At 67.0% G+C, this 14,069-nt stretch carries 11 protein-coding genes; all 11 read left to right on the forward strand.

Features of this window, described 5'->3' with window-relative positions; all coding sequences use genetic code 11:
• Window positions 1–1,153 (forward strand): hypothetical protein (locus DI269_RS09700; protein ID WP_157974867.1); only part of this gene is annotated, 1,153 nt, incomplete at its 5' end.
• Between the two features lie 61 nt (window positions 1,154–1,214).
• Window positions 1,215–1,454, forward strand: a complete 240-nt coding sequence (locus DI269_RS26950; RefSeq protein ID WP_157974868.1) for a hypothetical protein — start codon at window positions 1,215–1,217, stop codon at window positions 1,452–1,454.
• Between the two features lie 260 nt (window positions 1,455–1,714).
• Window positions 1,715–3,199 carry a serine/threonine protein kinase gene (locus tag DI269_RS09705; RefSeq protein WP_112135208.1) on the forward strand — a complete coding sequence of 495 codons (1,485 nt, stop codon included), beginning with the start codon at window positions 1,715–1,717 and terminating at the stop codon, window positions 3,197–3,199.
• A gap of 736 nt (window positions 3,200–3,935) precedes the next feature.
• Window positions 3,936–4,919, forward strand: coding sequence for a glycoside hydrolase family 11 protein (locus DI269_RS09710; protein WP_112135170.1), 984 nt, complete (start codon window positions 3,936–3,938; stop codon window positions 4,917–4,919).
• Between the two features lie 73 nt (window positions 4,920–4,992).
• Complete coding sequence (locus tag DI269_RS09715; RefSeq protein WP_112135172.1) at window positions 4,993–5,661, forward strand: LppX_LprAFG lipoprotein; 669 nt, start codon at window positions 4,993–4,995, stop codon at window positions 5,659–5,661.
• Complete coding sequence (locus DI269_RS09720) at window positions 5,648–7,114, forward strand: MFS transporter (protein ID WP_112135174.1); 1,467 nt, start codon at window positions 5,648–5,650, stop codon at window positions 7,112–7,114. The genes DI269_RS09715 and DI269_RS09720 overlap by 14 nt, the downstream gene beginning before the upstream one ends.
• 38 nt (window positions 7,115–7,152) lie before the next feature.
• Window positions 7,153–7,443, forward strand: coding sequence for a GNAT family N-acetyltransferase (locus DI269_RS09725; RefSeq protein ID WP_112135176.1), 291 nt, complete (start codon window positions 7,153–7,155; stop codon window positions 7,441–7,443).
• Between the two features lie 79 nt (window positions 7,444–7,522).
• Complete coding sequence (locus DI269_RS09730) at window positions 7,523–8,008, forward strand: hypothetical protein (protein ID WP_112135178.1); 486 nt, start codon at window positions 7,523–7,525, stop codon at window positions 8,006–8,008.
• Between the two features lie 59 nt (window positions 8,009–8,067).
• Complete coding sequence (locus DI269_RS09735) at window positions 8,068–10,122, forward strand: HelD family protein (protein WP_408612283.1); 2,055 nt, start codon at window positions 8,068–8,070, stop codon at window positions 10,120–10,122.
• 294 nt (window positions 10,123–10,416) lie between these two features.
• Complete coding sequence (locus DI269_RS09740; protein WP_157974869.1) at window positions 10,417–12,174, forward strand: ABC transporter substrate-binding protein; 1,758 nt, start codon at window positions 10,417–10,419, stop codon at window positions 12,172–12,174.
• A gap of 168 nt (window positions 12,175–12,342) precedes the next feature.
• On the forward strand, window positions 12,343–14,031 hold the full coding sequence (locus DI269_RS09745) for an ABC transporter family substrate-binding protein (protein WP_157974870.1): 1,689 nt from the start codon (window positions 12,343–12,345) through the stop codon (window positions 14,029–14,031).
• Window positions 14,032–14,069: the final 38 nt, after the last annotated feature.

Here is a 14,069-nt window from a genome sequence, read left to right on the forward strand (position 1 = left end):
GGCCTCGCCGCTTCCGGCGGTCGGCCTGCCGCGACCGGCGCGCCGAGGGGACGCGGCCGTATGGACGCGGCGCCTCCGCCTGCCTCGGCGCCTCGCCATCCCGGCGGCCGTCGCCGTGGTGCTTGCCCTCGCCGCCGCCGGGGTCCTGTACGTCGTGCAGGGACAGCGCTACACGCCCGAAGAACCCGCCCGGGACCTCGCCGCCGCACTCGAAGCCGGGGACGGCCCCGCCGTCGCCGCGCTCCTCGGCATCGACCCCGACGCCCACCCGCTCCTCGCCGCCGGAGCACTCGACACCGGGTATGAGCCTCCCCGAAACGTCGAGGTCGTCAGCGTCGACTACGACACCGCCGGGCAATGGGAGGCAGCCGGAGACGGCATGTCCGTCCGCTGGGTCGAGGACTACACCAAGCGCCCCGACATGGAGCACGCCACGGTGACCCTCGCCTACACCCTTGGGGGAGAAGCGCACACGGTCGAGCTGGACGCCACCCGCGAGGGCGGCGGCTGGGCCCGCCCCTGGAGCCTCAACCCCGCGCCCCTGGAAACCACGGTGACCGCGACGGCGATTAGGCCCGGGGCGGTACAGCTCGCCGCCGCCACGGTCGACCAGGCACCGGCCGACGACGACCAATGGAGCGACGAGGACGACGCCACGGGACTTCTAGCGCTCCCGGGGGTCTACGCCGCCACCGCGACCGGCGACGCTCTCTGGACGGACGCCGAGACGACCGTGGCCGTCCCTCTCGGCGAGGACGCCACCGCCGTCCTGTCCGCCGACCTTCAACCCGCCGCCGAATCCGACACCCTCGCCGCCGTGGTGGCCCACATCGACGCGTGCGCGGCGGCCGGCGGCTACCCCGACGCCGCGTGTGGATGGCGCGACGACTCCGGGTGGATGACGATCATGCCCGAAGGCACCCCCTGGACTCTGGAGTCATACCCCGCTGTCGAGGTCGAACCCGACTACCAAGGCGGCCTTGAAGTCCGCACCGTCAAGCCGGGCGCAGCCGTCGCGGAGTACGAGACAGTGACGGGGGAGACCCGCACCATCGCCGCCGAAGTCCACGCCAACGGCATCGCCGTCCTTGGCGACGACGGCACGGTCGGCTTCACTCCGCAGGCCTGCGACATCGGTGCCTCGTATTGCTAGACCCGGGTTGCGGGTACTTAGTCAACTGGACGGCAATGACTCTCGACGAAGGGACACGACCATGACTACCCCCAAGTCAGAACTGCCGACATGGGCTGAAGCTCAGGACCAGGCGGTAGCCCACGCCACCGCCGCCGCCGCTGAGCAAGATCCGGCGGCACGCCAGCACCACACCGAACTCGCTCAGGTATGGGCAATCATCGCCCTCTCCCGCGCCAACATCGAGCAGGCCGATCAACTCGCTCTGTCCCTCCGCGACCTCAGCGCCACGATTAACGATCTGCCATCAAGGATTCGCTAACCAGCGGAAACACTCTGAGATCCGCCCCGCTGAGGGTGTCTGTGGCGTACCCGGTGCTACTCCAGGTAGGGACGTGGGCCGAGAGGCTGTTAGAGGCATCCTCAGCGGGTTGCGTTTTTGCAGGTCAGAGGCACGGAGGTGCTTTCTGGGTGGCATCGACGAGTCCGTAATGAGATTGACTATTCGGCTGAGTGAGTTGGAAAGAGAGATGAAGTACCATCAAAGACTGATTTGAGCTTCAGGAACCAAGGAGGCTAGCAATGGCGTCGAAATTTCCACCTGGATGGGAAAAAGTTCCTGGAACAGACCCTCCTAATTCGGGTCAAGGTTTCGTTTATCAAGTTCGTCGCATTGGAAGCTCGGAGAAGTTTGCTCTCAAGCGCTTGAGGAATCCGGATAATCCGCGACGATCTGAACGTTTCAGTAGGGAAGTTGCGGCCATGAAGGAGCTTTATGGTCTTGGAGTTCCGGTTCCAAAGGTGGAGGCCGATGACCTAGATGCAGATAAGCCCTGGTTTATCATGCCTTGGTATCCTGACGGGTCCCTTCAAAAGCTTATAGGCAGCCAATCTAGGCGCTTGGACACTCTTTCGCGATTGCGACTCGTGGCCAAAATTGCGGATGCACTAGCTCTCGTGCATCAGCAAGGACTGGCTCATCGTGATATCAAGCCTGAGAATATCCTTTTGAACGGGGATCAAATTCTCCTAGCGGACTTCGGTCTTTGCATATCGATCGAGGATGCTCGCTTGACCGAGACCAGTGAGATTGTTGGTCCTCGCCTCTACATGGCGCCGGAACACGAGTCCGGTATATCCGAGGAGGTGGACCAACGTCCAGGTGACTGTTACTCCTGGGCAAAGCTTGCATGGGCAGTAATTGCCGTTCGCAACCCACCCGCCCGGGAGGCAGTCCTTGAGGAAGGGAAACAACTTCACCGCCTGCTCGGTGACAATAGGCTCCTCGGAATGCACCAGCTTTTCGAGCGTATTCTAGTAATTGACCCCCGCGCGCGGCTAAAAGATTGGGCAGCGATACAAGGAGATCTTCGGCATACGATGCGACTATTTGACGAAAATCAAGAGGAATCGTCTTCCGGCGATCGCTCTTTTTCCGAAGCACTTCTTGCAGCATCTCAAATCGGGAGTACCGAGGAGGCGGTTGAGAGGCGGCTAAAACAGGCTCGCACCGAAAGACGACGTAGGGATACTAATCGGATAGAGCAGATTCTGGCAGATGAAATAGGGGCCCAGCTTGGCGAAGATCTGCGTTCGCTGAATGAGGCATCAAGGTACGAAGTGTCTGCGAGTATTGCAGGCGGAGGGCCATCGTTTCCAGCACTAGCAGAAGTCTATGATTTCGGACTTTCTGCTGAGGTCGAGATTGAGCATTATAGCCAGCACTCGAACCCTCAGGCAGGCCTTTATTTGACGTGGACAATGCCTGGTGACAAGAATCCAAATCAACACGGATTCTCTATCGGAATTTATGTAATTACACAGGGTGATTCATTTCGTTTGATTCGAACCCCGTTCATTTACGGAGGCCCTGCAATGGAGGTGCGAGAGATCGCTCCAGGTTCGATCCGTGTATCGGAGCCGCTGCCGCTAGGACTCGCAAGTGCTGAGAGGGAGTCAAGGTTGTTTGCTCAAGAGTCTGCGGAGTTCTTTCGTACGCTTCTAACAAGATTTCTCTTGCTCATCCGAGGCGGCAAGAATCCAAATGACGCTGAAAATTGGGAATGAGGCCGATTCTGTCGCGGTGTGAGACTACTGCGGCGGAGGAGTGGCTATTGATTCGCGCGAAGTTGTACCCCGAGGTAGGGGCGAGCTCTGGTAGGCCCGTAGGAGCACGCTGAGCGGGTTACGTTTTCGCAGGTCGTGGGCTGATTCTTGTGACCTAGCTGTGCTGTTCCATGTCAGGCCCTACGGCGGATGCTTGGACTAACGCTAGCTCAGCGACAGGCACGCGTTGTCTCGGAATACAAGGCCGCGTAGGGAGCCAAATGGGGGGCCAATCGCCATGGTTGGCGGCGGACATCGGTGGACGTGCGAAACCCGGGTCATGCCTGGTCGGGGCGGTCTGCGGCTTGACGACCTGTGTCACTTGGTCCTCAGAAGTGCGTTCCGGGACCAGGTGTCGCAGGTTCGAATCCTGCCGGGGGCACTTTCTTCGAGGGCCATTCGCTTCGTGCGGGTGGCTTTTTTCGTGCTCCGAAACTTCCGGAAATTGTGGGGTGGGGTGGGGGCGTCGGCTCGTCGGGTTGGTGGCGGTTTTCGAGGGTTCTCGTTTGGGATCGGACGTGAGCTGGGTGGATGAGAGCGCTTGCGGGAGAATCTGGGCCGAAAAGTTCCGATAGTTTTCCGGAAGTCATTGACACGTTCCGATGTCTGATCCACGATGGTGTCAATTGAGAGATCGATGTCTCTCGATGCGGTTCGCGTTCGGGCGCGGCCGTTCGCACCCTTCCAAGGAGACAGGATGAAGTACAACCCTCCCCCTGGCATCTTCAGCCGCCGCAACCTCCTGCTCGGCGGCACCGGCGCGCTCGCGCTCGGGGCCTCCGGGCTGCTCCTGCCGAGCGCCGCGCAGGCGCAGCAGGTGATCACCACCAACCAGGAGGGCACCCACAACGGCTACTACTACTCGTTCTGGACCGACACCCAGGGCCGCGCCTCGATGACCCTCGGCGCGGGCGGGAACTACAGCTCCCAGTGGAACGGGGCCAACAACTGGGTCGGCGGCAAGGGCTGGGCCAACGGCGGGCGCCGCGTCGTGGACTACAACGGCTCGGTCAACCACGGCAGCAACGGGTACCTCGCGCTCTACGGCTGGACCTCGAACCCGCTGGTGGAGTACTACATCGTCGAGTCCCACGGCCCGTACAACCCCAGCAGCGGCGCCACCAACCGCGGCACCGCGACCATCAACGGCGGCACGTACTGGCTCGGCCAGTCCACGCGCTACAACGCCCCGTCGGTGGAGGGCACCAAGACGTTCAACCAGTACTGGAGCGTCCGCCAGGGCGCCCGCACCTCCGGCTCGATCGACACCGGCGCCCACTTCGACGCGTGGGCCCGCGCCGGCATGAACCTCGGCAGCTTCAGCTACTACATGATCATGGCGACCGAGGGCTACCAGTCCACCGGCAGCTCCAACATCACCGTCGGCTCCACCGGCGGCGGTGGCGGGGGCGGTGGCGGCGGCGCGTGCACCGCGGTCCTGTCGGCCGGCCAGCGCTGGAGCGACCGCTACAACCTGAACGTGGCCGTCTCCGGCAAGAGCGACTGGCGCACCACGCTGAACATCCCCTCGCCCGCGAAGGTCCTCGCGACGTGGAACTGCAACGCGTCCTACCCGACCGCGCAGCAGCTCGTCGCCACCCCCAACGGCAGCGGGAACAACTTCGGCCTCACCATCCAGGCCAACGGCAACTGGAACTGGCCCACCGTCGGCTGCGCCTGATTCCCCAGGGGGAGCCCCCGGCCCGCGCCGCCGGGGGCTCCCCACTGGAGCGGGGGCGGCATAGGATCGGGCCATGCGATCGAAACGCCCCCTGATCGGCGCGGCCGGCCTCGCCGCCTGCGCGCTCCTGGCCGCCTGCTCGGGCGGTGCGGACGACCTGCCCGCCGCCGACGAGGCCCTGCCCAGTGCGGCCGCCGCGATGGCCGAGGTCGAGTCCGTCCACTTCGAACTCACCGTGGACGGGACCGTCGACGGGCTCGCGGTCAAGGGCGCCGACGGCGTCGTCACCAAGAGCGGTGAGGCCGAAGGGACCGGGACGATCACGGCGCTGGGCATGGACGTCGAGGTCGAGTACGTCATCATCGGCGAGACCGCCTACGTCAAGGGCGTCACCGGCGGCTACCAGGAGATCCCCGTCGGGGACGAGCTGCTCCCGTACGACCCGACCGTGCTCCTCGACCCCGACCGCGGCATCGCCGCGCTCCTGACCGCGGTCGAGTCCGCCACCCCGCAGGACACCGAGACCGTGGACGGCGTCGACGCCTACCGGTACGAGGTCGTGTTCGACCCGGCCGCGTTCGCCGAGTTCCTGCCCGCCGCGGGCGACTGGAACACCGCGACCGTCTGGTTCGACCAGGAGCACCTCCGGGTCGTCAAAGCCGAGTTCGCGCAAGGGGACGCGACCGTGACCCTCACCTTCGACCAGTACGACGAACCGGTCGAGATCGTTGCCCCCGCTTAGAACGGGGCGCAGGCGCCTCGCGGTCGGCGCGGCCGGCGCCGCCGTCCTGCTCGGGTCGATCGACGCGTACGTCCTGGTGAGCGTCCTGGTCGACATGATCGGCGACCTCGACATCCCGGTGAACCACCTCGAACGGGCCACGCCCCTGGTCACCGGCTACCTCCTCGGCTACATCGCCGGGATGCCGCTGCTGGGGCGCGTCTCGGACCGGTTCGGGCGCCGCATCGTCATCCACGTGTGCCTGGCGGCCTTCGCCATCGGGTCGGTCATCAGCGCCGTCTCGCTCGAACTCGCCCCCCTCGTCGCCGGGCGCGCCCTCCAGGGGCTCGCGGGCGGCGCGCTCCTGCCGGTGACGATGGCCCTCGCCGCCGACCTCTTCGCCGCCCGGCGGCGCGCGGTCGTCCTCGGCTGGGTCGGCGCGGCACAAGAACTCGGCGCGGTCCTCGGGCCGCTCGCGGGCGCGGGGATCGCGGCGCTCGTCGGCTGGCGCGGCATCTTCTGGATCAACATCCCGCTTGCAATTCTTGCGGCGCTGGCCGTGCACTTCGCGCTCCCTTCGGGGGCGCCGCGCAAGGACGCCCGCATCGACTTCCTCGGCGGCGGGCTCCTCGCGGTCGCCTTGGGGCTGTTCACGGTCGGGCTCTACAACCCCGAACCGGAATACTCGGTGCTCCCGAGCTGGGGGCCCATCGCGATCGCCGCTGGCGCCGCGGTGCTCGTCGTCTTCGCGCTCCAGCAGCGCTTCTCGCGGGTGCGCCTCCTCGACCCCGAGGGCGTCCGCTGGGGCCCGTACGCGGCCTGCCTCGCCGCGAGCGCCGCGGCGGGCGCGGTCCTCATGGTCACCCTCGTCGACACGCAGCTGCTCGCCCAGACCCTCCTCGGCCTCGACTCGGCCGGCGGCGCGCTCCTGCTCATGTGGTTCCTCGTCGGCTTGCCGCTCGGCGCGGTCGCGGGCGGCGCCCTCGCCTCCCGCTTCGGCGAGCGGATCCCGTCGATCGCCGGGTTCGCCACGGCCGCAGCCGCTTACGTGTGGATTGCCCGCACGGTCCCCGACGTCAGCCCGGGCTTGGCCCTCGCCGGTCTCGCCCTCGGCCTCACGATCGCCCCGCTCTCCTCGGCGGCCCTGCGCACCGTCCCCGAGGACCGCCACGGCACCGCCGCCGCGTTCGCCGTCGTCGCCCGCATGATGGGCATGCTCATCGGCGTCGCCGCCCTCACCTCCTGGAGCCTCAACCGCTTCCTGGAGTCCACCGCCGACCTCGACATGCCGCTCCCCATCGGCGTCACCGAAGCCGAGTTCCAGCAGCAGTACACGGTCTACCTCGAAGCCCTCGACCGCGCCCTCGCCGCCCAGTACGCCGACGTCTTCACCGCCGCCGTCGCCATCTGCCTCGCCGGAGCGATCGCCTCGGCCGCCCTCCCGGGCCGGGTGAGAGTGACGAGCGCCGTTTAGCCGGGCTGCGAGGGCCTCCCGCCGGATAGGGTTGGCGCATGGCGGATCTTTCTGTCGTCGAGAACGGCGAGGAGCAGCGGTACGAGCTGCGGGACGATGCTGGAGGCGTGCTCGGGTACCTGGAGTACCTGACGCGGGAGGACTTCGTCGTGCTGCCGCACACCGAGGTCGACCGGTCGCTGCGGGGGCAGGGCTGGGGGGACCGGCTGGTGCGGCACGCGCTCGACGACCTGCGGGCGAAGGGTGCCAAGGCGTACCCGACCTGCCCGTTCGTGGACCGCTGGATGCAGCGCCACGAGGAGTACGAGGACCTCCGCTACCAGCCCTGATCGGTCCGGTGCGGACTGTTCACCTCCGCGCAAACTTCGGGTTCAACTGTCGTTCATCCGGGGATGAAGCATCTTCAATATGCTGTCCGCGCTCATCCTGCTGCGCCATGTCTCCGACGACCCCGCCGACCGACTCACGGACGCGCAGTCGCGGCGGGCCTGGGCCCTTGCCGACTTCTTGCAGCTCTACAACCCGACGACGCTCCTCAGCGGCCCGGGGAGCGCGTGCACCGAGACCTTGGGGCCGCTTGCCAGCCGCCTCGACCTCCAGAGTTCCGTCTCGGCGGATCTGGCTTCTGACGCGCCTAAGCTTTTGCCTGTTCATGCCGCCGTCTGGCTTGGGGCCCGGGCGCTGCGGTGTCTGCCCGATCCCCGGCGGACTTCTGTGGTTTGTGCCGAGGGTCCGGTGCTTGCTGCACTGCTTGTCGCAGTGGCGGCCTTGGATGGGCATGACCTTGCTTTTCATTCGCAGGAGCCTTCGGAGGAGCTGCTTCCCGGTGGCGGGTGGGTGCTGCATCGGGACGATGGGCGATTGGTGGATGTGAAGCCCCTCAGCGTTCGGTAAATCGATTGCCTTCGCTGGTCATCCCCGGGTAGGGTCTACGGTTCGCCTTTCAGGCATCCGTGATCTCTGACAAATCCACCGGGGAGACTCCTGTGTCAGAAGCCGAACTCCAAGCCGAAATCGCCCACCACGCGCGCGCCCGCGACCTCATGGCCGCCATGCGCGACCTGACCGAGGCCATCCACCGCACCTACGCCGGCGAATTCGACGAGTCCGGGAAGAACCTCGGCATCGGCGACGTCGGCTCGGACCAGCACTTCGGCTGGGCCATGGCCAACTACACCGTGCCGCGCCTGGCCGACCTCAGCGACCGCGACATCGCGCTCTACTTCGGCCGCATCTGGATGGACGACGGCGAGGACTTCCACATCGGCCGCCGCCACATCCGCGACGAGCGCAACGACCCGATCGTCCTCGACTGGCGCGCGCCCCTCGCCGAGCAGTACTACCGCGCCTCCGTCCACGACCGCCGCGACGTCGCCAAGCGCCGCCGCTTCGGCTTCCAGGGCGCCCGGCTCACCGGGTTCGAGGACGAGAACCTCGTCCTCGGCGAAGAGGTCGCCTCCGACATCCTCACCGCCGAGATCGAGCGCCCCCGCACCGGGCCGATGCGCGACATCGTCGCCACCATCCAGCCCGACCAGGACGAGCTCATCCGCCGCGACGCCGCCACGAACCTCTGCGTCCAGGGCGCCCCCGGCACCGGCAAGACCGCCGTCGGGCTCCACCGCGCCGCCTGGCTCCTCTACAACTACACCGGGAAGCTCACCAAGTCCGGCGTCCTCATCGTCGGCCCCAACGAGGGGTTCCTCTCCTACATCTCCGGTGTCCTTCCGACCCTTGGTGAGACGTCGGTCTGGCAGACCACCGTCCAGCAGCTCACCGGCGCCCACACCGCCGCCGCGACCGACACGCACGAGGCCGCGCTCGTCAAGCACGACGAGCGCATCGCCCTCGTCTGCGAGCGCGCCGTCTGGGGCCACGTCGGCACCGCCGCCGACGGGGGCATCACCCCCGACGAGGGGCTCCTCATCGCCGACGGCGGCTGGCGCTGGCGGCTCGGGCTGAAGTACCTGGACGAGGCGGTCACGTTCGCCCGCAAGAACACCCGCACCTACACCGCCGGGCGCAAGGCCGTCGAGGACGCGATCGTGCAGGGCGTGCGCCGCCAGGCCGAGATCCGCTCCGGGCACTCCCCGGACTCCAAGTGGGGGACCCGGATCAAGCGCACCGAGGCCGTCCAGGGCTTCATGGAGGCGGTGTGGCCCAAGCTCAACACCAAGACCGTCATGAAAAAGCTCTACGGCGACAAGACGTTTCGGGATGACGCTACGCGGGGCATCCTGACCGAGGAGGAGGCCTCCCTGCTCGCCGGGAAGCCCACACGGCCGACCGCTGCCGACCTGCTCATCTCGGACGAGATCGAGGCCCACCTGAAGCTGCGGGACCCCTCGGACTCGTTCGGCCACATCGTGATCGACGAGGCCCAGGACCTGTCCCCGATGCAGTGCCGGGTCATCGCCCGCCGCTCCGGCAAAGGCTCGGTCACCGTCCTCGGCGACCTCGCCCAGGGGACCACGCCGTGGGCCGCCGCCTCGTGGGCGGACCAGATGCGGCACTTGGGGAAGGACCAGGTCGAGCACACCGAGCTGACGACCGGGTTCCGCGTCCCGGCCGTCATCATCGAGCTCGCCAACGGGGTCCTGCCGCACCTGCACGTCGACGTCGCCCCCGCCCGGTCGATCCGCTCCGACGGCTCCCTCGACTTTGTGGAGGGCCCCGACCTCGCCGCGGGCGTGCAGGAAGCGGTCGCCAAGGCGCTCAACGAGGAAGGCCTGGTCGGCGTCATCGCCGCCGACGCGCGCGCGGATGAACTCCGGCCGCTCCTCGAAGGGACCGAACGGGTCGAGCTCGTCGCCGCGAGCCTCGCGAAGGGCCTCGAATTCGACCACGTCGTAGTCGTCGAACCCGTCGAGATCGTCGAAGCGCCCGCCACCGGAGGCGCGACGGTCGAAGGAGTCGGCTTGCGGCACTTGTACGTCGCGCTCACCCGCGCCGTCTCGCGGCTCACCGTCGTCCACGCGCGGGAACTCCCCGCCGAGATGCGCGTCTGAGGAGTTCAACGGGGAGTCACCGGGTCTGATGTGGTCCCCGCCTCTGGTTTCATACCGATTTGATCACAATCAGCGAACGCCGCGGCGAACGCCTGGATTGTCATCGAAAACCATGAAATCCGCGGGTCCCTTGCAGAAACGGCCTCCAACGGTCTTCACCTGCGAATACTTCCCTCCACCGCGCCTCATTCGTACCCATTGGACGGTCAATGAGGACACTTGGGGCGCGGTGGCATCCCATGCTCATATTCGCCTAGAGCCGTGCGAATCGGTTCGAGGAACATGAGGAGTGGGATGTTGCGAGCAAGGCGACCCGGCCTCGGCGCCATCGGCGTCGGCGCCGCCCTGGTCATGGTCGCGGGCGGCACCACCGCCTGCGGAGCCGGAACGGACGCCGGCGACCCCGGCTTCGAGGACTGCGCGACCGACCCGGTCGCCTGCAACTCCGGCGAACGCGCCGACGGCGGCGAGATCACCTGGGGCATCGACGGCTCCTGGACCGGCTGGAACCCCAACCGCAGCGCCGAGTACACCGTCTACGCCCTCCAGGTCACCGCCCCCTACTGGCCCGCCGTCGGCCAGTTCGACCAGCAGGCCGACTGGGTCGTCAACGACGCGATCTTCGCCGAGGACCCCGAACTCGTCAACGAGAGCCCCATGCAGGTCGAGTACACCCTCAACCCCGACGCCAACTGGGGCGACGGCAACCCCATCGGCCTCGACGACTTCGTCTACACCTGGTACGCCCGCTCCGGCGACACCGCCCTCTGCGACGGCTGCACCCCCGCCGCCGCCACCGCCGCCGAAGTCGCCTCCATCGAAGAGGGCCGCACCGCCGACAAGGTCGTCATCACCTACACCGACGCGTACGCCTCCTCCGAATGGAAGTACGAACCCGTCCTCTCCAACCCCGCCCACATCGCCGACGAGCAGGGCCTCGACTGGAAGAACGACCCCGCGGCCATGACCGCCGCCGAGGAGTACTTCTCCGCCACCGTCCCCACCTGGTCCGCCGGGCCCTTCAAGATGGCCGACGGCAAGACCGGCGAGTACGCGATCTTCGAACCCAACGAGGACTGGGCCGGCTCCGCCGAGGTCACCCTCGACAAGCTCACCCTCAAGTCCTTCGACTCCCTCGAATCGATCATCACCGAGATCCGCCAGGGCAACGTCGACGGCGCCAGCCCCGGCAACATCAGCGCCGAGAACGTCGTCCAGCTCGCCGGCGAGGGCGGCATCAACTTCAACGTCGACCGCGGCCCCCTGTGGCACCACATCGACATCAACGTCAACAACGAGTTCCTCTCCGACCCGGCTCTCAGAACCGCCGTCTTCCAGGCCATCGACGTCGAAGAGATCATCGCCCGCACCTACGCCAACGTCCAGTCCGACGCCTCCCGCAAGCTCAACCACCTGTACCGCAACGACTCCCCGAGCTTCCAGGACCACATCACCTCCACCGGCCAGGGCGCCGGCGACATGGAGATGGCCCGCGACACCCTCCTCGCCGCGGACTACGACTGGGACGACGAAGGCCGCCTCCGCGACCCCGAAGGCGAACTCGTCACCTTCAACTACCGGTACGCCGACGGCTCCGACGACCGCCAGACCATGGCCGACCTCGTCGCCTTCAACCTCGCCGACATCGGCATCCAGGTCGAACTCAAGTCCTTCCCCGCCGCCGAGCTCGGCCCCACCCTCAACGACTCGAACTTCGACATGGTCGCCTTCGGCTGGACCTCCCAGCCCGTCATCGTCAACTCCGCCCGCCAGTTCTGGGCCTCCGACGCCCCCACCAACTACGGCCGGCTCGACGACCCCGAACTCGACGCGCTCATCGACAGCCTCGCCCTCGAACCGGACCCCGACAAGGCCGCCCTCATCGGCAACCAGATCGCCGAGCAGGTCGTCCAGGACGCCTACCAGCTCCCGCTCGTCAACACCCCGGTCGCCATCATCGCCACCCCCGAACTCGTCAACGTCCGCGACAACTGGGCCTCACAGCAGCGGGCCCTCTACAACGTCGCCGAATGGGGCATCAGAGCAGCGTGACGCTCGCGAACAGGGCCGGTGCATTCCGCACCGGCTCTGTTTCTTTTGGGGGCGAAGCCCCGCTGTTTTGCCTGAAACTCCCCGAAATCATCCTTTCCAGGTGTAACGATGTCCCAGTCGCGTCCTCGTGGGCGCGGAACCACAGAGGACTCACAGGGGAGTGGTCATATGCGACCTGCAAGGGCAACCGCGCTGGCCGTGGCCGGTGCGGCGGCGCTCGCGGCGGGGGCGCTCGGCGCCTGCGGCGGCGGCAGCGACGGCGGCAGCGGCGACGGCGACGTCACCTGGGCGATCAGCTCGGGCTGGGACTCGTGGAACCCGAACACGAGCGAGGGCAACAACAGCTACCTCAACCAGGTGCTGACCCCCATGGCCGCCTCCTTCGGCGACTTCAACCAGGACGGCGACTTCGTCTACAACGACGCCGTCCTCGCCAAGCTCCCCGAGCTCACGTCCGAGGCGCCGCTGACCGTGGCCTACACCCTCAACGAGAACGCCCAGTGGTCCGACGGCAAGCCGATCCGCGCCGAGGACTTCACCTACATCTGGTACCAGATGTCGGGCAACGCCGACTACTGCAACCAGGAGCAGTGCGCGCCCGCCACCACCGACTGGGGCGCGAACGTCGCCTCCATCGCCGAGGCCGACGGCGTCGTCACCGTCACCTACGTCGACGGGTACCTCAACCCCGAGTGGCAGTTCGCCTTCCCGAACCTCATGCCCAGCCACATCATCGAGTCCAACGGCTTCGAGAACTGGCAGAGCGACCCGGCCGTCATGGGCAACAGCGCCGACTGGCTCGGCACCACCGCGCCCACCTGGTCGGCCGGGCCCTACACGCCCACCGACTCGGCCGTCGGCGACTACGTCATCTACGAGCCCAACGAGAACTACCAGGGCAGCGTCGACCCCGGCCTGACCAAGCTGACCCTCCGGGTCGTGGAGGGCACCGACGCCATCGTCACCGCCCTGCGCAACGGCGAGATCGACGGCTCCTGGCCCAGCGAGTTCAGCCAGGAGGAGCTCGACAAGCTCGACGGCGACGACGCCATCAAGACCGAGGTCTACGAGGGCAACGTCTGGCTCCACATCGACACGAACACCAAGAACGCGTTCCTGTCCGACCAGGTCCTGCGCCAGGCCGTGTTCACCGCGATCGACAACGAAGAGCTCATCTCCCGCGCGTACCCCGATACCGAGGTCGCGGCCCGCACCAACCACTTCTTCAGCCAGACCAGCCAGTTCCACGAGGACTTCCTCAGCCAGACCGACCCGCAGCAGGGCTCGGGCGACGCCGACGCCGCCAACGCCGCGCTCACCGCGGCCGGCTACACCACCGGCGACACGCTGATGACGCCCGACGGCGACGCCGTCTCGCTGACCTTCCGCTACGGCGAGGGCGACGCGACCCGCACGCTCATCGGCGAGGTCGTCCAGTCCCAGCTCGCCGAGATCGGCGTCGACGTGAAGCTCACGGCGATCCCCGACGGCCAGCTCGGCACCGTCCTCTCCGAAGCCGACTTCGACCTGGTCGTCTTCGGCTGGTCCGGCACGCCCGCGTTCACGACCGCGCCGTTCCAGTACTTCGGCTCCGAGTCGGGCTCGAACTTCGGCTCCTACTCGCTCGACGGACTCGACGAGGCGATCGCCAAGGTCACCTCGACCACCTCGCTCGAAGAGGCCGCCGGGTTCGCCAACGACGTCGAGGGCATGGTCATGCCCGCCGCGTTCACGCTGCCGCTGCTCGACGAGCCGCAGTCGACCATCTACAACCAGAACCTGCTGACCGGGGTGACCCCGAACGGCAACAGCCAGTCCGGCCCGCTCTGGGATGTTCAGAACTGGAAGCCCGCGTAAGCGAAACAGCTGAAAAAGAGGGGTCGCCCGGGTCCGGG

It is taken from the genome of Glycomyces dulcitolivorans, assembly GCF_003265355.1.
Lineage (GTDB): Bacteria > Actinomycetota > Actinomycetes > Mycobacteriales > Micromonosporaceae > Glycomyces > Glycomyces dulcitolivorans.

Coding starts and splice junctions, on each gene's coding strand:
- DI269_RS09745 (WP_157974870.1), top strand. CDS start 12,343: ATGCGACCTGCAAGGGCAACCGCGCTGGCCGTGGCCGGTGCGGCGGCG.
- DI269_RS26950 (WP_157974868.1), top strand. CDS start 1,215: ATGACTACCCCCAAGTCAGAACTGCCGACATGGGCTGAAGCTCAGGAC.
- DI269_RS09710 (WP_112135170.1), top strand. CDS start 3,936: ATGAAGTACAACCCTCCCCCTGGCATCTTCAGCCGCCGCAACCTCCTG.
- DI269_RS09730 (WP_112135178.1), top strand. CDS start 7,523: ATGCTGTCCGCGCTCATCCTGCTGCGCCATGTCTCCGACGACCCCGCC.
- DI269_RS09705 (WP_112135208.1), top strand. CDS start 1,715: ATGGCGTCGAAATTTCCACCTGGATGGGAAAAAGTTCCTGGAACAGAC.
- DI269_RS09725 (WP_112135176.1), top strand. CDS start 7,153: ATGGCGGATCTTTCTGTCGTCGAGAACGGCGAGGAGCAGCGGTACGAG.
- DI269_RS09715 (WP_112135172.1), top strand. CDS start 4,993: ATGCGATCGAAACGCCCCCTGATCGGCGCGGCCGGCCTCGCCGCCTGC.
- DI269_RS09740 (WP_157974869.1), top strand. CDS start 10,417: ATGTTGCGAGCAAGGCGACCCGGCCTCGGCGCCATCGGCGTCGGCGCC.